At 51.9% G+C, this 18785-nt stretch carries 18 protein-coding genes; 15 read left to right on the forward strand and 3 right to left on the reverse strand.

Going from position 1 to position 18785, the window contains the following annotated elements:
- Positions 1 to 1317 carry a chromosomal replication initiator protein DnaA gene (gene dnaA / locus GJQ69_RS00005; RefSeq protein WP_086034815.1) on the forward strand — a complete coding sequence of 439 codons (1317 nt, stop codon included), beginning with the start codon at positions 1 to 3 and terminating at the stop codon, positions 1315 to 1317.
- A 36-nt stretch (positions 1318 to 1353) separates the two neighbouring features.
- Here the strand turns inward: dnaA and GJQ69_RS00010 are convergent, their stop codons facing one another.
- Complete coding sequence (locus GJQ69_RS00010) at positions 1354 to 1587, reverse strand: hypothetical protein (protein WP_157658867.1); 234 nt, start codon at positions 1585 to 1587, stop codon at positions 1354 to 1356.
- A 33-nt stretch (positions 1588 to 1620) separates the two neighbouring features.
- On the opposite strand from GJQ69_RS00010, the gene dnaN reads away from it, so the two are divergent.
- The 13 genes from dnaN to GJQ69_RS00075 all read left to right on the forward strand — a co-directional run bounded on the left by dnaN (position 1621) and on the right by GJQ69_RS00075 (position 14662).
- Entirely contained in the window at positions 1621 to 2736 is a 1116-nt protein-coding gene (gene dnaN, locus GJQ69_RS00015; RefSeq protein ID WP_086034817.1) for a DNA polymerase III subunit beta, read from the forward strand.
- Between the two features lie 41 nt (positions 2737 to 2777).
- Positions 2778 to 2993 carry an RNA-binding S4 domain-containing protein gene (locus tag GJQ69_RS00020; RefSeq protein ID WP_086034818.1) on the forward strand — a complete coding sequence of 72 codons (216 nt, stop codon included), beginning with the start codon at positions 2778 to 2780 and terminating at the stop codon, positions 2991 to 2993.
- The gene (gene recF, locus GJQ69_RS00025; protein WP_086034819.1) at positions 2990 to 4123 is read left to right on the forward strand and encodes a DNA replication/repair protein RecF; all 1134 of its coding nucleotides are present in this window, start codon (positions 2990 to 2992) and stop codon (positions 4121 to 4123) included. Before GJQ69_RS00020 ends, recF begins: the two co-directional genes overlap by 4 nt.
- Positions 4083 to 4382, forward strand: a complete 300-nt coding sequence (gene remB / locus GJQ69_RS00030; RefSeq protein ID WP_086034820.1) for an extracellular matrix regulator RemB — start codon at positions 4083 to 4085, stop codon at positions 4380 to 4382. The genes recF and remB overlap by 41 nt, the downstream gene beginning before the upstream one ends.
- The gene (locus GJQ69_RS00035) at positions 4379 to 5086 is read left to right on the forward strand and encodes a hypothetical protein (protein ID WP_174192568.1); all 708 of its coding nucleotides are present in this window, start codon (positions 4379 to 4381) and stop codon (positions 5084 to 5086) included. The genes remB and GJQ69_RS00035 overlap by 4 nt, the downstream gene beginning before the upstream one ends.
- Entirely contained in the window at positions 5073 to 5384 is a 312-nt protein-coding gene (locus tag GJQ69_RS00040; RefSeq protein ID WP_086034822.1) for a hypothetical protein, read from the forward strand. Before GJQ69_RS00035 ends, GJQ69_RS00040 begins: the two co-directional genes overlap by 14 nt.
- A 113-nt stretch (positions 5385 to 5497) precedes the next feature.
- Entirely contained in the window at positions 5498 to 7435 is a 1938-nt protein-coding gene (gene gyrB, locus GJQ69_RS00045; RefSeq protein WP_086034823.1) for a DNA topoisomerase (ATP-hydrolyzing) subunit B, read from the forward strand.
- A gap of 120 nt (positions 7436 to 7555) precedes the next feature.
- Positions 7556 to 8218 carry a hypothetical protein gene (locus GJQ69_RS00050; RefSeq protein ID WP_086034824.1) on the forward strand — a complete coding sequence of 221 codons (663 nt, stop codon included), beginning with the start codon at positions 7556 to 7558 and terminating at the stop codon, positions 8216 to 8218.
- A 100-nt stretch (positions 8219 to 8318) separates the two neighbouring features.
- The gene (gyrA, locus tag GJQ69_RS00055) at positions 8319 to 10883 is read left to right on the forward strand and encodes a DNA gyrase subunit A (RefSeq protein ID WP_174192569.1); all 2565 of its coding nucleotides are present in this window, start codon (positions 8319 to 8321) and stop codon (positions 10881 to 10883) included.
- Positions 10884 to 10915: 32 nt separating this feature from the next.
- The gene (locus GJQ69_RS00060) at positions 10916 to 11464 is read left to right on the forward strand and encodes an NUDIX domain-containing protein (protein ID WP_086034826.1); all 549 of its coding nucleotides are present in this window, start codon (positions 10916 to 10918) and stop codon (positions 11462 to 11464) included.
- Positions 11465 to 11620: 156 nt separating this feature from the next.
- On the forward strand, positions 11621 to 13066 hold the full coding sequence (locus GJQ69_RS00065) for an NAD(P)/FAD-dependent oxidoreductase (protein ID WP_086034827.1): 1446 nt from the start codon (positions 11621 to 11623) through the stop codon (positions 13064 to 13066).
- Positions 13059 to 14312: an NAD(P)/FAD-dependent oxidoreductase gene (locus GJQ69_RS00070; RefSeq protein WP_086034828.1), complete on the forward strand. Its 1254-nt coding sequence runs from the start codon at positions 13059 to 13061 to the stop codon at positions 14310 to 14312. Before GJQ69_RS00065 ends, GJQ69_RS00070 begins: the two co-directional genes overlap by 8 nt.
- A 5-nt stretch (positions 14313 to 14317) precedes the next feature.
- On the forward strand, positions 14318 to 14662 hold the full coding sequence (locus GJQ69_RS00075) for a DUF1667 domain-containing protein (RefSeq protein ID WP_174192570.1): 345 nt from the start codon (positions 14318 to 14320) through the stop codon (positions 14660 to 14662).
- Between the two features lie 71 nt (positions 14663 to 14733).
- Here the strand turns inward: GJQ69_RS00075 and GJQ69_RS00080 are convergent, their stop codons facing one another.
- Entirely contained in the window at positions 14734 to 15162 is a 429-nt protein-coding gene (locus GJQ69_RS00080; RefSeq protein WP_086034830.1) for a DUF6465 family protein, read from the reverse strand.
- A gap of 103 nt (positions 15163 to 15265) precedes the next feature.
- A complete protein-coding gene (locus GJQ69_RS00085) occupies positions 15266 to 16561 on the reverse strand; it encodes an FAD-dependent oxidoreductase (RefSeq protein ID WP_174192571.1) in 1296 nt (431 codons plus the stop codon).
- 216 nt (positions 16562 to 16777) lie between these two features.
- Between GJQ69_RS00085 and GJQ69_RS00090 the strand changes: the two genes are divergently transcribed.
- On the forward strand, positions 16778 to 18745 hold the full coding sequence (locus GJQ69_RS00090) for a thioredoxin domain-containing protein (RefSeq protein WP_174192572.1): 1968 nt from the start codon (positions 16778 to 16780) through the stop codon (positions 18743 to 18745).
- Positions 18746 to 18785 lie beyond the last annotated feature (40 nt).

Below are 18785 nucleotides of genomic sequence, written 5' to 3' on the forward strand. Positions count from 1 at the left end.
ATGGATTCCTTCACAGAGGCCTGGGGGCTTATCTGCGACTACTGTAAAACTAAGATTACAGAGGTGGCCTACACCACCTGGATTTCGCGCATTGAGCCTGTTAATCTGGACTTTTCCAGCGGGACCGCGGTACTGAAAGTTCCAAACGATTTTCACCGAAAAACCATTACCCACTACTACCTGGATACCATCAAAGAGGCATTCTGGGAAGTTTTCGGAACATCAGACATCAAAATTGACCTGCGCACCGATGAAGACCTTGCGCCTAAAAAACAGGCGGAAAGCGGTCAGCCGGGCGCAGAAAACTATGAATATACGTTCGACACATTTATCGTAGGCCCCAGCAATAAGTTTGCCCATGCTGCCAGCATGGCTGTTGCCACAAAACCGGCTGAACTTTACAATCCGCTGTTCATCTACGGCAACTCCGGCCTTGGAAAAACACATCTTCTGTATGCCATCTGCAACGAAATTAAAAAGAATTCTCCTAATATGGATATTGTGTACATCAAAGGCGACGAATTTACCAATGAATTGATTGATGCCATTCAAAAGGGTACCACAGCTGAGTTTCACAACCGTTACCGCAATGCCGACGTCCTTTTGGTGGATGATATTCAGTTCATCGCCGGCAAGGACTCCACCCAGGAGGAGTTCTTCCACACATTCAATACCTTATATGAGGCAAAAAAGCAGATTGTTCTGACCAGTGACCGCCCACCAAAGGATATTGCTACCCTGGAAGAACGGCTGCTCACCCGTTTTGAGTGGGGTTTGACTGCTGATATCCAGCCGCCGGATTTTGAAACGCGCATCGCTATTATTAAGCGCAAGGCAGAGCTGCTGGGAATCTCACTGGACGACAATGTAAACGAATATATGGCCAACCGCTTGAAGGACAACATCCGCCAGCTGGAGGGTGCAGTCAAAAAAATGAAGGCATACCACCTTCTGAACGGCTATCCTCTGAATATCAGCACCGCACAGGCCGCTATCAGTGACATCATTAACAATGACCAGCCTGTACCGGTCACCATCGAAAAAATCATAGAGGAAGTCAGCCGTACGTTCGGCACAACACCGGAAGACATCCGTTCCAGCAAACGCAGTGCCAACATCAGCAGTGCGCGGCAGGTCGCTATGTATGTTGTGCGTGAAATTACGCAAATGCCAATGGCGCGCATTGGCGCAGAATTTGGCGGACGTGACCACTCTACGGTCGTGTACGCTATCCAGCAGGTCGAGAAAAATATCAAGAAGAACCCCCGGATGCGTGCCACTGTCGAAGATATCATCAAAAATATACGGGACCGCTGATTTTTTATACTTATCAGTATTCATTTTTTCGTATATTTATTCGTCTATTCCTTGTATATTTTCATCTTTATTCTTCAACTTGTTTTCAACTTTCCCCACCGAGTTTTCAACAGCGCGTTGAAATGTGGATTGTGTTGATTCTTTTTCACAAATTCCAAACTGTCCGCAGTTTAAAATTTTTTCTCTCTTTTCGCAGTGTTTTCCGGGCCTTTTCCCGTCTTTCAACTTTTCCAAAGCCCTTACTACTATTTCTAAATCTATCTCTTTCAAATTATACTCTCAGTAAACGGAGGCTGTCCTTCTATGAAATTCACCTGTGACCGTCAGCTGCTGACGGAAGCTGTATTAAATGTACAGCGTGCTGTATCTTCAAAGAGTTCCATCCCTGCCCTGCAGGGCATTCTATTAAAGGCAAAGCAAAATAGCATTTTCCTGTACGGCTACGATGCCGAAATGCTGGGAATGACTACGGAAATCCCCGCAGATATTTCCGAAATCGGTACAGTTGTTCTGTCCGCTCGTCTATTTGGTGATATTGTACGTCGTTTACCGGATGCCAGCGTACACATTGCGGCGGACGACCACAACGTTACAACCATTCAAAGCGGACAAAGCCATTTTTCCATCGTCGGCATTCCTGCAGAAGAATATCCGGAGCTTCCCCACGTTTCCAGCGAACGGAGCATTCGCATTTCCAGCCAAGTCTTAAAAAATATGATTCGGCAGACCATTTTTGCTGTTGCCGAGAGTGACGCCAAGCCGATTCACACCGGCACCCTATTTGAAATCGGGAACGGAAAAATCCGTTTGGTCAGCGTAGACGGCTATCGTTTAGCTATCCGGGAAGAAATGGTAAGCAGTGAGGAGCAGGACCTTTCCTTTGTCGTGCCGGGAAAGGCACTGCAAGAAGTCAGCAAACTGCTGCTGGAAACTGACGAACCCTGCACCATACAGGTCGGAAGCCGTCACATTCTGTTTATCATTGGCAGTTATACGGTCATTGCACGTCTACTGGAAGGCGAATTTCTAGATTATCGTGCAGCTATCCCGCAGACCAGCAGCACGACCATTACGGTCAAAACCAGCGATTTTATCGACAGTGTAGAGCGTGTTTCCCTGCTGATTACTGACCGGCTGAAAAGCCCAATCCGCTGCCTGTTTGATGAAGATACAGTTCGACTGTCCAGCTATACGCCTATCGGGCGCGCAAGCGACCAGTTCCCGGCACAACTGACAGGAAATTCTGTCGAGATGGGCTTTAACAATCATTATCTGCTGGATGCTCTGCGCAATGCTGAGGGAGATCAAGTGAAAATTGAGCTGAACGGTCCGCTTTCACCTATGAAGGTACTGCCGATGGAAGGAAACAGCTTTCTTTTCCTAGTGCTTCCGGTCCGCCTGAAAGCTTCTGAGGACTAAAAATTTTCTCTATTAAAACAACGATTGAGGATTAAAATAATATGAATAGGAAAATAATAACAATTAGTACACCTTATATCCGTTTGGATGCGCTGCTAAAGCTGGCGGGGGCGGTGGACACCGGCGGCCGTGCCAAATATGTGATTCAGAACGGTGAGGTACAGGTTAATGATGAGGTTTGCACCATGCGCGGTAAAAAGCTGCACCCCGGTGACACGGCTTCCTATGGAGGCAGTATCTTTGAGGTAGCGGAGTGAGAATCGTTTCCCTTTCCTGCCGGGATTACCGCAATTTAGCGCCGCTCTGTTTTTCACCGAAGCCGGAAGGAAATGTCCTATGGGGGCAGAACGCCCAGGGCAAAACAAACTTGCTGGAAGCACTGTGGATTTTTACCGGCGGCCGCAGCTTTCGCGGTGCGAAGGACAGCGAACTGGTACGTCACGGCGCGGCAGGTGCACGGCTTCTTCTCTCCTTTTACAGTGAGGAGCGGGAGCAGTCTGCGGAAATCCGCATTGCCGGCGGAAGACGACAGGTACTTCTTAATGGCATTGCACTGCATTCTCCTGGTGAATTGGTTGGACACGTTTATGCGGTTATTTTTTCACCGGAACATCTGGCGCTGGTACGCGGCGGTCCGGCAAATCGGCGCAGCTTTATGGACGCGGCGCTTTGCCAGATGAAGCCCGGATATGCTGGAATCCTCAGCCGCTACCACCGGGCGCTTTCGCAGCGGAATGCCCTGTTGAAGGATATTCCTCGTCATTGGGAGCTGGAAGATACGCTGCCGATATGGGACGCACGGCTGGTGCAGGATGGTGAACGAATTGTTTCACAGCGGAAAGCGTTTCTCAGCCGGCTGTCTGTTTTTGCGTCCTCCGTGTATGCCGGACTCAGTCACGGTGCAGAATCCCTGCAGATTTTTTACCATGCTTCTGCACCAAATTTTGCAGACAACCTGCAAAAAGAGCATAAGCAGGATATTCGGCAGGGCTTTACCGGCGCGGGTCCGCATCGGGACGACATGGTCCTGCAGCTGAATGACAGTTCAGCCCGCTCCTATGCCTCCCAAGGACAGAAGCGCAGCATTGTACTTGCACTCAAACTGGCCGAAGCGCACATTTTGGAAGAATGCACCGGTGAAAAGCCGGCTGTCCTGCTGGATGATGTCTTGAGTGAACTGGACAGTGCACGGCAGGACTATCTGCTGAATCACCTTTCGCAGTATCAGGTATTTATTACCTGCTGTGAACCGCAGCAGGCAATGAATCTGCACAGCGGTGGATTGTTTCGGGTAGAGAACGGAATGGTAACCGCTGCAGGGCCGGAAAAACGGAAAGGAGAAGTTTATGTATCTTCATCTGGGACAGAACACGGTGATACGAAGTGAAGATATCCTCGGCATTTTTGACATGGAAACTTCTACAATTTCTTCTTCCACGCGCGTTTATTTAGCAAACAGCGAAAAAGCAGGCCATGTTGTCAATGTTTCCATGGATATGCCAAAAAGTTTTGTCTTGTGCTGTCCGCCGGGCGGCCGGGAAACCGTTTACATTACCCCTATCAGCTCAGCCACTCTGCTGAGGCGCGCGAGCTTTGAAAAAGAACTGAGAAACGTGAACACTGACAGACAGGAGCCGATAAAATGAAACAAAACAGAGGCCCACGCTGCCCATACTGTGGGAAAAAAGTAAATCCACTGATTGCCTTTGTACTGAAGAACCGGGGGGAGTACCGCTGTACCAAGTGCAAAGGCATTTCAAACATTCATCTAAACGCTGGTATTTACCGGCTGGCAGTTGTTATGGTACTGGCTGCAGCAGCAGTGCTGCTGATTGAAGAAGTCTTTGTGCGCCATTTTACATGGTACTCTCCGCCGCTGGTTTTTCTGCCGTTTTTGATTTTTTACCTGCTGTCTGCCCGTTATGTAGAATTACGCCGTCCAGTTATTCCACGGCGTCCCGTGAAAAGACGCGCGCCAAACAGCATTACCGGAGGTTTTACGTCCGTTTGTGACCACAAAGAAGAACCAACCGTCAGTGTGCCTTCTCTGTATGACCGCCCTGTTGCGGTATATGAGGAAAGCCCTGAGCCTGTCCATGAGGACCCCACTATCCAAATGGGACAGATTGACGAAATGTCACCAGTTCCGCCGCTTCGGACAATCAAAGCACAGAAACAAAAACAAGAAAAGGTACCAGAAGAACTGCTGCATCAGTTTGAGGAGAACCTTGGCGAAGAAGCAGAACCGGTCTTCTACAAAAAGACAGATGCAAAAACTCCCTCCGGAAAATACCACAGTTACCGTGCCCCACTGGAAGAATCGGAGGAAAATCCGCATGAAAACCCGTAAACAGGCTTCGTGCTGCCCATGGTGCGGTGCACATTATACCCAGATGGAACGCTGCCGGGCGGCCCGCAAAAGCGGACATCTGCAGTGTCCGGTGTGCGGTCGGCTGATACACGCTTTCCGCAGCGGAAAACGCATGGCGGCCTTCATCTCTTTGACTGTGGCCATGTGTGTGTGTGATTTTTTTCTGCTGCAGGCAGGTGTTCCACTGGTTGGCATCTGGGTACTGACAGCGGCGCTGGCAACGGTGCTTTGGTGTTTTCGCGGCTGGACGGTCGTCTTTGAAAAATCGCCTTCTTAGCGGAAGACGAATTTACATACTAGAGTTGAAAGAATGAAAAATTGGAGTCAGGTGCCGGCGCAGCTTTGTGCCGGCCCGGTTTGTTGTTTGGCTCCCCGCAGGAGGTTTCAGCTTTGAAGATCAATCAGGTAACACACGCAGAGGAAACGTATAACGCAGACCAGATTCAGGTCCTGGAAGGACTGGAGGCTGTTCGCAAGCGTCCGGGTATGTATATCGGCTCTACCGGTGAGCGCGGTTTGCACCATCTGGTGTATGAAATTGTCGATAACGCCGTTGATGAAGCTTTGGCGGGCTTCTGTGACCGTATCGATGTAAAGATAGAACCGGGAAATATCATCAATGTCACCGACAATGGCCGCGGCATTCCAGTGGGTGTGGAGCATAAAACCGGCATGCCCGCCGTGACAGTCGTTTATACTGTTCTGCACGCCGGCGGCAAGTTCGGCGGCGGCGGATATAAGGTTTCCAGCGGCCTGCACGGCGTAGGTGCCTCGGTTGTCAATGCGCTGTCCTCCTGGCTGGAGGTCAAGGTCATTCATGAAGGAAAAGTTTATTTTCAGCGCTTTGAGCGCGGTAAAGTAGCCTGTGACCTCAAAATTATTGGTGAATCTCAGCCTGGTCAGAGCGGCACCAATGTCCGTTTTCAGGCGGACCCGGATATTTTTCAGGACACCACTGTGTACAAATATGAAATCCTGCAGAAACGGCTGCGGGAGCAGGCTTTCTTAAATGCCGGCATCAATATCGTTCTGACGGATGAACGTGACCCGGAAAATATCATTTCCAACCGTTTTTGCTATGAGGGCGGTCTGTCTAGCTTTGTGGAGTTTATCAATAAAGATAAGGAGCCGGTTCATCCGGATGTCATTCATTTTTCCGCTACGGCGCCGGACGGCAATTCCACAGCGGAAATTGCCATACAGTACACGGATTCCTACAACGAAATGCTCCTCTCCTTTGCCAATGACGTCCATACAACGGACGGCGGCACCCATGTGGAGGGCTTTAAACGTGCACTTACCCGCGTGATGAACACCTATGCGCATCAGCACAACCTGTTGAAGGACAGCGATGAAAACCTGAGCGGTGATGATGTGCGGGAGGGCCTGACGGCGATTATCAGCATTAAGGTCAAAGATGCCCAGTTTGAAAGCCAGACGAAGGCCAAACTCGGCAATACGGAAATTGGCACGCTGGTCAACTCAGTTGTAGGAGATAAACTTTCAACTTATTTGGAAGAACATCCGGGTGTTGGCAAAGCTATCTTTGAAAAATCGCTGGCCGCTTCCCGTGCCCGTGCAGCGGCACGGAAAGCGCGGGATCTGGTCCGCCGCAAATCTGTTTTGGAAACCGCCAGCCTTCCCGGCAAGCTGGCAGACTGCCAAAGCCGTGACCCGGAAGAAACCGAAATCTACATCGTGGAAGGTGATTCCGCAGGCGGCTCCGCGAAAATGGGACGTGACCGTAAGTTCCAGGCAATTCTCCCCCTGTGGGGCAAAATGCTGAACGTGGAAAAGGCGCGGCTGGACAAAGTTTACGGCAATGAAAAACTGATGCCAATCGTTACGGCACTGGGCACCGGTATTGGCGACGACTTTGATATGACAAAGCTGCGCTATGGAAAAATCATCATTATGGCCGATGCCGATGTTGACGGTTCCCATATCCGTATTCTGCTGCTTACATTCTTTTATCGTTTTATGCAGCCGCTGGTGGAGCAGGGCCATATCTATCTTGCACAGCCGCCGCTGTACCGCCTAATGAAAAACAAGCAGTACTATTACGCTTATTCGGATGAGCAGCGCGACCAGCTGATGCAGGAGCTTGGCCAGACCGATATGCAGCGGTACAAAGGTCTGGGCGAAATGGACCCGGAGCAGCTGTGGGAAACGACCATGAACCCTGAAACACGCATTATGCGCCGGGTAGAAGTGGAGGATGCTACAGCTGCGGACGCTGCCTTTACAGTGCTAATGGGTGATAAGGTTGCCCCACGCCGGCAGTATATTGAGGAGAACGCCAAATATACGGAAAATTTGGATGTTTGACAAAAGGACACAGCTTCCACTGTGCGGCGGGTGTTTTCATTTGCCCGAAAATCTGGTATAATAAAAACATATTCATTCGGTAAAAATTGAGGCCGAAACGGACAAAGGAGTTTATAGAGAATGAGCGAAAAACAAATCGAGGAAGAGGCTGTAAAGCCTCCGCAACCGGAGCAGCAGGACGCAGACGACGACGGCATCCGATGGGACGGCAGTGAGGCACGCATGGTCCCGGACGAGGATGCGCAGGCATATGAGGAAAAGATGACTGCAGTCCGTATCCGCTATAAGCTGACGAAAGAGGAGCTGTGCCGTGCCCTTCTGCGGGAGGGCATGAACCGAAGCAAACGGTTTTTGCTGTGCGGCATTTCCATTGTTTCATTTGTCGCGGCGGCCGCTTTTCTGGCAGAATTTAGTCTGCGGTCACTTCCCGCTATGCTGTTGTTTGTTGTGATGTTTTTGGTAGTCGGTATCTTTTCGGCTGTTTTTCCGCGGTTCGCTATTCGCAGATTTGTTCAGAAAAACTATGATTGTCAGGAGTATGTACTAAATATTTACCCGGATGTAATAGAGGGAACCTACGGCAATGAAAAAATTTCCATTCCGCTGGATGGCTCTGCCTGCAGTATGCTGTACAAGGGACTGGCGCTGTTGCAGTATAGTGAAAAGTCCGGCAGCGGCCCCAAAAAGCACTTGTTGGTTATTCCGCTGCGCAGTGTGGAGCCGGGCGTTTTGGCAGACGTGGAGGCTATGCTTTGTGTCGGAACCCGCCGGGTTAGAAAATAAATCTGCTTTTTATACGGCGTGTTCCTGACACGGCCGTTGTTTCGCCGGACAGACCACAGCGGAACATTGTGTACATTGGTGTACGGGAGGAAGTCCTTTCATGGATGAAATACAAAATGAAAATAAATCAAAAATTATCGATGTAGACCTGGAAAAGGAAGTACAAAAATCCTTTATGGCATATTCTATGTCGGTCATTGTACAGCGTGCATTACCGGATGTACGGGACGGGCTGAAGCCTGTCCACCGCCGGATTCTGTACGCCATGTATGAGGACGGCATTACACCGGATAAGCCCTATAAAAAATGTGCAACCACCGTCGGCGACGTGCTGGGCCGGTATCATCCGCACGGCGACGCCTCTGTGTATGACGCGCTGGTACGTTTGGCACAGGATTTTTCCATGCGCTATATGCTGGTAGACGGCCACGGCAACTTTGGCTCCGTGGACGGTGACCCGCCGGCTGCTTACCGTTATACAGAATCCCGCATGAGCCGCCTGTCCGTAGAAATGCTGCGCGATATTGATAAGGATACGGTCGATTTTGGTTCGAACTTTGATGACAGCCGCAAGGAACCCACGGTACTGCCCGGCCATTTTCCAAACTTGCTGGTCAACGGCTCCACGGGTATTGCGGTCGGTATGGCAACCAATATTCCACCGCACAATATGGGAGAAGTTCTGGACGGCGTCTGTGCCCTTATTGACGATCCGGATATCGGCCTGGAAGGTCTGATGCAGTACATTAAGGGACCAGATTTCCCGACAGCCGGTATCATTATGGGCCGTGCGGGTATCCGTGCCGCTTATGCAACCGGACGCGGCCGCATCACGGTGCGTGCCCGCGCGGAAATTGTGGAGGAGAAAAACGGCCGCTTCAGCATTGTTGTTACGGAACTGCCCTATCAGGTCAACAAAGCACGCCTGATTGAAAACATGGCGGACCTTGTTAAAAACAAGCGCATTACTGGCATTTCCAACATTGAGGACCATTCAGACCGCAACGGCATGCATATTCTTATTACGCTCAAGCGGGACGCTTCCCCTCAGATTATCCTGAACCAGCTGTATTCTTACACCCAGCTGCAGACAACCTTCAGCGTCAATATGCTGGCGATTGTCGGTGCACATGGCAGCTACAGCGGCGAGCCAAAACTGCTGACCTTAAAGCAGATTTTGCAGGAATATGTGGCCTTTCAGAAGGACGTCATTACACGCCGGACAAAGTATGACTTGAAAAAGGCACTGGCCCGTGCGCATATTCTGGAAGGATTAAAAATTGCCGTCGATAATATCGATGAGATTATTGCCATTATCCGTTCCAGCCGTGACCGTGCTGCGGCGCGTGCGCGTATGACGGAACGTTTTGGGTTGGACGATATACAAACACAGGCCATTGTGCAGATGCCTTTGGGTGCCCTGACCGGTTTGGAACGCAAAAAACTGGAAGAAGAACTGGCTGCCATAGAGGCAAAAGTGGCGGACCTGCGCGATATTTTGGCACACGAGGAGCGTGTCCTTGCTATCATTAAGGAAGACGCGCAGAATGTCAAGAAAAAGTTCGGCGATGAACGCCGCACCGAAATTGTTTCTGTTTCCGGTGAAGTGGATATTGAGGACCTGATTCCAGACGAGGAATGTGTGCTGACACTGACGAACTTCGGTTATGCCAAGCGTCTGGCGGCGGATACCTATCACACACAGAACCGCGGCGGACGGGGCATCAGTGCTATGACACGTCGGGATGAGGATTTTGCCAGTGAGATGTTTGTGTGCGGCAGCCATGATTATGTTTTGTTCTTTACCAATTTTGGCCGTGTGTACCGTCTGAAGTGCTATGAAGTGCCGGAGGGCAGCCGTACCAGCAAGGGTGTCAATATTGCCAACCTGCTGCCGATTTCACAGGGCGAAAGTGTCACCTCCATGATTCGTGTGCCGGAGTTTGACGATGAAAGTTATCTGTGTATGGTTACCCGCAATGGCATTATTAAGCGCACAGCGCTGTCCGCGTATAATACGGCGCGGAAGGGCGGCGTGATTGCGCTGGGTTTGGACGACGGTGACGAGCTGTGCTGGGTGCGTCTGACAAGCGGCGATGATGAGCTGCTGGTTGCTACCCATTTTGGTATGGCCATTCGGTTTAATGAAAATGATGTGCGTCCAATGGGCCGTGCGGCGCGCGGTGTTAAGGCGATTACCCTGAAAGAAAGCGACTACGTTGTCGGCATGAGTATCCTGCGGGAAGGCGGCCGTGTGCTGACAGTCAGTGAAACTGGCTTTGGCCGTCTGTCACCGATTGAAGATTACCGCATTCAAAACCGTGGCGGCAAGGGTCTTACGAACTACCATATTGATAAATATGGCTGTGTGGCCGGCATTAAAGTTGTGGACCTGACAGACGATATTATTTTAATTTCGGAGGACGGCATTCTTATCCGTATTCCGGCAGATTCCATTCGTATTTGTTCCCGTCCGAGCAAGGGTGTCAAAGTAATGCGGCTGAACGGCACCGACAAAGTTGTCACGCTTGCCCGTACAGAGCATGAGGAAGACGTGCAAATGGACGAACTGCCGGACAACGGTGACAATGACGATGAAACGGAAGGCGCTGACGATTCAGCTGAAACGGAAGACCAGCAGCCTGAAGAGCAGGAAGAAAACTGACCTGCAAAAAAATACCCGCTGAGGTGAAGCAGATGATACAGACAGAAAAAACGCTGGAACAAAAGTATATGTACCACGGCCGAATCCTGCAGATGCACGTGGATAAAGTACAGCTGGAGGACGGCAGCGTTTCCGTACGGGAATGTATCGACCACCCGGGCGGTGTGTGTGTGGCGGCCATTACGCCAAAAGATGAAATTCTTTTGGTTCGGCAGTTTCGATACCCCTACCATGAGGCAGTGGTAGAGGTTCCGGCTGGCAAGCTGGACCGCCTCGGCGAGGACCCGCTGGAAGCGTGTAAACGGGAGCAGCTGGAGGAAACCGGCACGTCTGCGGAAACCTACCTTCCGCTTGCGGTGCTGTACCCTTCGCCCGGCTATACCAATGAAAAACTGTATCTGTATGCCTGCCGCATTACCGGGCAGGGCTGTCAGCAGTTGGATAAGGGCGAGTTCCTGGATGTTGAGCGTGTTCCCCTGCGAGAGGCCGAGGCAATGGCTGCGCGCGGCGAAATACACGATGCAAAGACGTATGCGGCGATTCTGCGTACAGCACAGCTGGTCAAAGAGGGAAAGCTGTAACCGAAAACCGCTGGAAAGGTATTTTTGCAGGTTAATGGAAATACAGAGCTTTTCATGAAACACGGAGCAAAACAGATGAGGGCTTTTCCGGCCTTTGTTTGTTTTGCTCTTTTTTGAAGCACGGGGGTTTATTTTACAGGACAGGAGGAATGCAATATGTATGATGCAGCAATTATCGGCTGCGGCGTAGTCGGTGCGGCGGCGGCCTATGTCCTTTCCCACTATGACCTGAACGTGGTGGTGTTGGAGGCGGAAAATGACGTTGCGGAGGGTGCGACCAAGGCAAACAGCGCCATTCTTCACGCGGGATTTGACCCGGAGCCGGGAACCCGCATGGCACAGCTGAATGTCAAAGGCATTGCGCTGGCAAAGAAAATCTGTAGCCGGCTGGACGTTCCCTATCGGGTATGCGGCAGCATGGTGCTGGCACTTTCACCGGAGGACCTGCCGCGGCTGCGGCATTTGTATGAAAATGGTCTGGCAAACGGTGTGCCGGATATGCAGCTGCTTTCCGCACAGGAAACGCTGCAAAAAGAACCGAACCTTTCCAAACAGGTTTTGGGTGCCTTGTGGGCGCCCAGCGCCGGTATTGTCAGCCCGTGGGAGTATGCGCTGGCCATGATAGAAGTGGCCGTGCGGAACGGCACAAAGCTTTTGCGGCGCAGTCCTGTTTCCGCCATCCGCAAAAAAGACGGTGTCTTTTCGCTGACAGTCCCCGGCGGGACGATTGAAAGCCGGTATGTCATCAATGCAGCGGGTGTGTATTCGGAAAAAATACATAATCTGATTTGCCAGCCGCGTTTTCATATCCTCCCCACCCGCGGCGAGTACTATGTTTTGGACAAAAACGAGGGCAATTTGGTACATTCTACGATTTTTCAGTGCCCTGGAAAATTTGGAAAAGGCGTTTTGGTTACACCAACAGTGGATGGCAATCTGCTGATTGGCCCGAATGCGGAAGAAGTGGAAGAGGAGAACCGGTCCTGTACGGCCGCCGGACTGCATTTTGTCGAAGAAAGTGCCAGACGCAGTGTGCCGGGCTTTCAGCTGGGGGACGCGGTCCGCAGCTTTGCGGGCGTGCGTGCCAACGTGGACACGGACGACTTTATCATCGGCGAGGCACCGGACGTGCCGAACTTTATTGACCTTGCGGGAATCAAATCCCCCGGCCTGTCCTCGGCTGCGGCCATTGGACAGGAAGTGGTCAAAATTTTGCGGGACAAGCATGACCTGCCGGATCGGAAAAAAGAGTATCGGGACGGCCGCCGTCATATTCGCTTCCGCCAGCTGTCGCCGGAGGGTAAAAAGAGGTTGGTACAGGAGTACCCCGCGTACGGTCGTATTATCTGCCGCTGTGAAACTGTTACAGAAGGCGAAATTTTGCAGGCCATTCACAGTGAAGTGCCTGCGTGGACGATTGACGGTGTCAAGCGCCGCTGCAATGCGGGCATGGGGCGCTGTCAGGGAGGCTTCTGCGGACCGCGTGTGCTGGAACTTCTGTGCCGGGAACTGCATATGGACCCGCTGCAGGTACAGCAGGACCGTGACGGCAGCTATGTGCTGGCCTGCGAAACCAAACAGGGAGGGAATCCTCATGTATGATTTGATTATTGTCGGCGGCGGTCCTGCCGGTTTGGCGGCTGCGTACCGGGCTTATCAAAGCGGTCTTCGCCGTATTTTAATTATCGAGCGGGACAAAGAACTGGGCGGCATTCTGAACCAGTGCATTCACAACGGGTTCGGTCTGCACCGGTTTGGTGAGCAGCTGACCGGCCCGGAGTACGCCGGCCGGTTTATCGATATGCTGCAGGATACACAGGTGCAGGTCAGCTTGGATACGATGGTGCTGGCTGTGACACCGGACAAAAAGGTACACTGTGTTTCACAGAAAGACGGATACCGTGTCCTGGAAGCAAAGGCTGTTTTGCTGTGCATGGGTTGTCGGGAGCGTCCCCGCGGTGCAATCGGCATACCGGGAACCCGGCCGGCCGGTATTTACACGGCTGGCACCGCACAGAGGTACGCCAATATAGAGGGATATCTGGTCGGCAAACGCGTGCTGATTCTCGGCAGCGGCGACATCGGTCTGATTATGGCACGCCGCATGACACTGGAGGGTGCCAAGGTGTTGGCCTGTGTGGAACTGATGCCCTATTCCAGCGGCCTGACACGAAACATTGTGCAGTGTCTGCAGGACTTTCATATTCCGCTGTACCTTTCTCATACCATTGTCGATATACAGGGACAGAACCGTGTCGAAAAGGCGGTTGTTGCTAAAGTGGGACCGGATCGCAAACCCATTCCCGGAACGGAAATCACCTTTGACTGTGACACCATCCTGCTGAGTGTCGGCCTCATTCCCGAAAACGAGCTGACGCGGCAGGCTGGTATCTGCATGGACCCGCACACAAAGGGCGCTGTGGTCTATGAAGATATGGAAACCAGCATTCCCGGCATTTTTTCCTGCGGCAACGTTGTGCAGGTACATGATTTGGTGGATTTCGTTTCCGATGAAAGTGAAAAAGCCGGCACGGCCGCTGCCCATTATGTACGGTGCGGCGAGCCGTCCGGCGGTCGTGTGCTGGAGCTTCAACCCGGCAGTGGTGTGGGCTATACGGTGCCGCAGCGGGTGCGTCTGAATCATGTGGAAAAGACAGTGACGGTTTCGTTCCGTGCCCGCCGTATTTTTGGAAAGAGCAGCATTGTAGTAAGAAGCGGCGATGCCGTAACGGCGCGTTATCCGCGGGAGCGTGTTACGCCCGGTGAAATGGAGCATATTTCTCTTCCCCGTGTTCTGTTGGAAAAGGCGCCGCAGGATACGCTGACCGTACAGGTAGAGGAGGCATAGATGCTATGAAAGAAATTATCTGTACCTGCTGTCCGAAAGGCTGCCGCCTTCAGGTAGATGAGATGCAGGACTATCGCGTGACAGGCAACGGCTGCCCGAACGGCGCTGTTTACGGTCGGCAGGAAGCAACCAATCCCGTACGCATTGTTACCAGCACTGTGAGTATTCGGGGCGGTCTGCACCCGCGCTGTCCAGTTAAAACTGAACAGGCCGTTCCCAAAAAGCAGGTGCCCGCAGTCATGAAAGCTTTGGAAAAGGTGGAACTGCAGGCGCCTGTTTCCCGTGGGCAGGTTGTTTTGCAGGACATCTGCGGGACCGGCGTCAATCTGATTACGACACGCAGTATGTAAACAATAAAAAAAGTCCGAACAGCTTCTTTTAAAAACAGCTGTTCGGACTTTTTCCTGTTTATTTGGATTTATCAGAGATAAATTTTTCCTTCTTTTCCGTTAATGACATAATACACAATGCCATCCTCTGGTTTGACGTACAGGCGGCAGGAATAAATGGCACCCTTGTTGGTCATATGATAATCTGTTTTGGCACGTTCTATCAGGTCTGCGGTCTGTACTTCGCGGTTGCCCCACTGTACATAAACCTCCGGAACCAGTGCAGAAGCGGCCCTCCGGCCTGCCTCGGTGGCCTTTTTTCCGGTGTCACGGATTGTCTGCCCAACGGCCTTTACGGTCGGCTCGGCTTTCTCAGCGGCGTCTCTGGCGGCAGAAGCGGCTTTTCCTGCGGTTTCGCGCGCCATGTCGCTTACGGTTTGGGAAGCCTTGGCCATGGCCTCGCTTACCGGTTCCAGCTTATCTTTCAAGTCCTGTTTGGTTAGCTTCTTCTTTGTGTCCATCTTGTTTGCGCCTTCCTTTCATCTGTTTTTCAGGGGATATAGTTTCTTATTTTATTGTAGGCTATTTTTACAATAAAATCAAGTATAGGAAAAAATTTTACAATCAAGTGCGATTTTTATCATGACTGATTTGCTCACCGGCAAAGACATTGGTCAGGCCGGCTTCCGCGACACGTTCTTGCACTTCCACAGTATTGGTTGTGTATAAGCCTCGCTCCTTCATATGCGCGAAAAGGACCGAGCCGGAAAAAGTGAATTTTTTCCGTAGGCCTTCCTCGGTTTTCATCTGTTCCCGCACAAAGTGAACAGCGTCCCCCACAGCCAGTGTATCGGGCAGTGTTAAAAGCGGAAGACCGCGGGCACACTGAACCGCATTCCATCCGGCCAGCGTACCGGTTGCAATGGCCTCCGTGTGGCCAACCAGCAGCCCCGCCTTTTCTCCGGCACAGAACAGGTTGTCCATGCCCTGTACCCTCAGCGTATCGTCCCGCGGCGCCATGGCGAAGAACCGCATGGAATTGCCTTTTCCGCCAGCGTATGGGTCCTCGTACCGCGCGGTTTCAAAACCGGGCACTTTGTGCAGCTGCGCCAGCGTAAAATACGGTGTCATCAGCTTGGCGTGGCCAGTGTCCAGCAGGACCAGATTCTGTGAGTAAGCGGGTAAAGCGTACTGCTGGCACGCCTTTAGGGAGAGATGGTCTTCACACAGTTCCGGAGGCAGCGGAACAACCACCACACCATCCCGGTCCAGCTGCTCCACAATTTCCGGCGCCAGCGAGCCTTTCATCAGCTTGCAGGAGCCGCTCATGGCGCCAATGGAGCCGTCAGCTTTTTTCCCGTGCATTTCCGGAATGCCGCACAGGCCGGTCAGGCTGATTCTTCCGCCGAAACTGGGGCACCGCAGAATACACATGGCACAGCCGTTGCCGTATTTTGTGCAGTTTTGTGTGGGACCGGCTGTGCCGGTGGTATCCAGAAAAGCGTCCGCCGAGAAGCGGGTGCCGTCCTGCAGCTTCACAGCTTTTAGCTGGCTGCCGCCCAGTTCGACGCCGGTCACGCGGGATTGAAACCGCAGATGAATGCCGAGACTGCGCAGATACTGTTCCGTTTTTCCGGGCGTTTTGCCAACGTCGTAAAGGCTGGCGTGCGCGTGGCCGGGAAAGGAGATGTTTTTGTGACGGCAGCAACTGTCAATCAGCTGAAACAACTCGCCGCCGCCCATGGCAATGCATTCCTCAGCGGCGGTCCAGCGCCCGTTATTCCGCATAATACCGCCCACCTGCCCGGTACCCAGCAACATATCGGTGCGCTCCAGCAGAACGGTTTCTGCACCTGCCTTGGCGGCACGCACAGCGGCGGCGCATCCGGCCCAGCCCCCGCCGACAATGACAATTTTCATACAATTCGGCTCCTTTCTGGTCCTTTTTCTTATTTTAAAACTTTCCCGTTCATCTGTACAGCATACACGGAAAAAAGAGGAAACAATCCCGTCCTCTTTGACATCTGTCAGTGCTTTTTGTATAGAAAAACCGCTTTCGCAAACACTAGAAATAATTTGCATTTTGTTTGTCACAGATTCCATAGGATAATATTTGCGCGGAAGGAGCGGCTTTGTATGTACGAAAATCAGCTCATTCACGAAACCAGCCCGTATCTTCTCCAGCATGCCCACCAGCCGGTCAACTGGTATCCATGGGGGGAAAAGGCCTTTGCCAAAGCACGAGCGGAGGACAGGCCAATTTTTTTAAGCATAGGATATTCCACCTGTCACTGGTGCCATGTCATGGCAAAGGAAAGTTTTGCGGATAAAGAAATTGCAGCTTTGCTTAATAAAAGTTTTGTTTCCATTAAAGTGGACCGGGAGGAACGCCCGGATTTGGACAGCGTCTATATGGCCGTTTGTCTGGCGATGACCGGCAGCGGCGGCTGGCCGCTGAGTGTTTTCCTCACACCGGACAAAAAGCCGTTTTTTGCCGGTACCTATTTTCCTAAAGACAGCCAAATGGGGATGGTGGGATTCCGGCAGCTGCTGCAGGTTATCTCTGGGAAATGGAGACAGGACCGGAATGCACTGCTACAGTCTGCGGAGGAACTGACGGAACTTTTGTCCAAGCAAAAAACCAGCGGCGGCCATGTGGACGATTCTCTTTTGGACCGGGCAATGCAGCAGTTTCAGCAGAGTTTTGATGAAGAATACGGCGGTTTTGGAGAAGCCCCAAAATTCCCCACGCCGCACAATCTTTTGTTTTTATTGGACCGGTTTCAAAAAACGGGCAATTCATCCGTGCTCCGTATGGTGGAACTGACACTGCGCCGGATGTATCGGGGCGGTCTGTTTGACCATATCGGTTTCGGTTTTTCCCGCTATTCCACGGACCGCGCGTTTCAAGTTCCGCACTTTGAAAAAATGCTTTATGACAATGCCTTGTTAATAATGAGCTATACCAAAGCCTATGATGTCACAGGTGACGCTTTTTATTTGGAGGTCGCGAAACAGACAGCGGACTATGTGCTGCGGGAGATGACCAGCCCGGAAGGAGCGTTTTACAGCGCCCAGGATGCAGATAGCGAGGGTGCGGAAGGCCGGTACTATGCATTTACACCGTCTGAGATTCAAAAAATTTTGGGAGAAAAAACCGGAGAAGCGTTCAATCGCTGCTATGGCATTACCGAGTATGGAAACTTTAATGGAAAAAGCATTCCGCATCTGATGGGAAGTATGGAGGATGTTCATGCGTTGGCGGACTGTCTCCCCCCTTTGCGATTATATCGCAAACACCGTAGCCGTCTTCACTTGGACAATAAGATTTTGACGGCGTGGAACGGGCTGATGATTGCGGCACTGTCACAGCTTGCGCGTGTTTCCGGAAGTAAGCGGTACCTGTATGCGGCGCTGACCTGTGAGCAGTTTCTGCGGACAAACCTTTGTGAAGATAACTTTTTGTATGTCAGTTGGTGCAGCCGTGTCCGCGGCGGTCCCGGCTATCTAAATGACTATGCCTGCGCCATATTCGCCCTGCTGGAGCTTTCTCAGGCAGCGCAGGAACCGATGTTTTTGGTGAAGGCACAGCGGCTGTGCCAGCGGGCACTGCATGATTTCTGGGACCAGGAGCAGGGAGGCTTCTTTTTGTCGGGTAAAAAGAACGAGGAGTTGATTCTGCACCCCAAAGAAACGTATGACGGGGCCATGCCCAGCGGCAACTCGGTCATGGCGTACAATCTGGTTCGGCTGTCCCAAATGACAGACGATGCGCACTGGGAGGACCTTGCTCGGCGCCAGCTGGCGTTTTTGTCCAAACAGGCAGAGGAGATTCCGATGGGACACGCATTCTTTCTGCTGGCGCTTTCTGATTTTCTTTCACCGCCGGACCACGTCACGGTGGTGCCCGCGGCGGATGAAGATGTAAGCGAACTCCTAAAAAAATGCAGCCTAAACGCTATGGTGACAATTTTGAAGCGTCCCACAGCGGACTATCCGCTGCTGAATGGGCGAACAACCTATTTCGTTTGTACTGGACACTCCTGTCTGCCGCCCACCAATGAGCCGCCTGCCCTGCACCGACAACAGCCCGCAGAATTTTAAAAAACCGGAAGGCCCTGTTCAAAAGGGCTTTCCGGTTTTT

The sequence above is a fragment of the Caproicibacterium lactatifermentans genome, from assembly GCF_013315815.1.
GTDB classification, from domain to species: Bacteria; Bacillota; Clostridia; order Oscillospirales; family Acutalibacteraceae; genus Caproicibacterium; species Caproicibacterium lactatifermentans.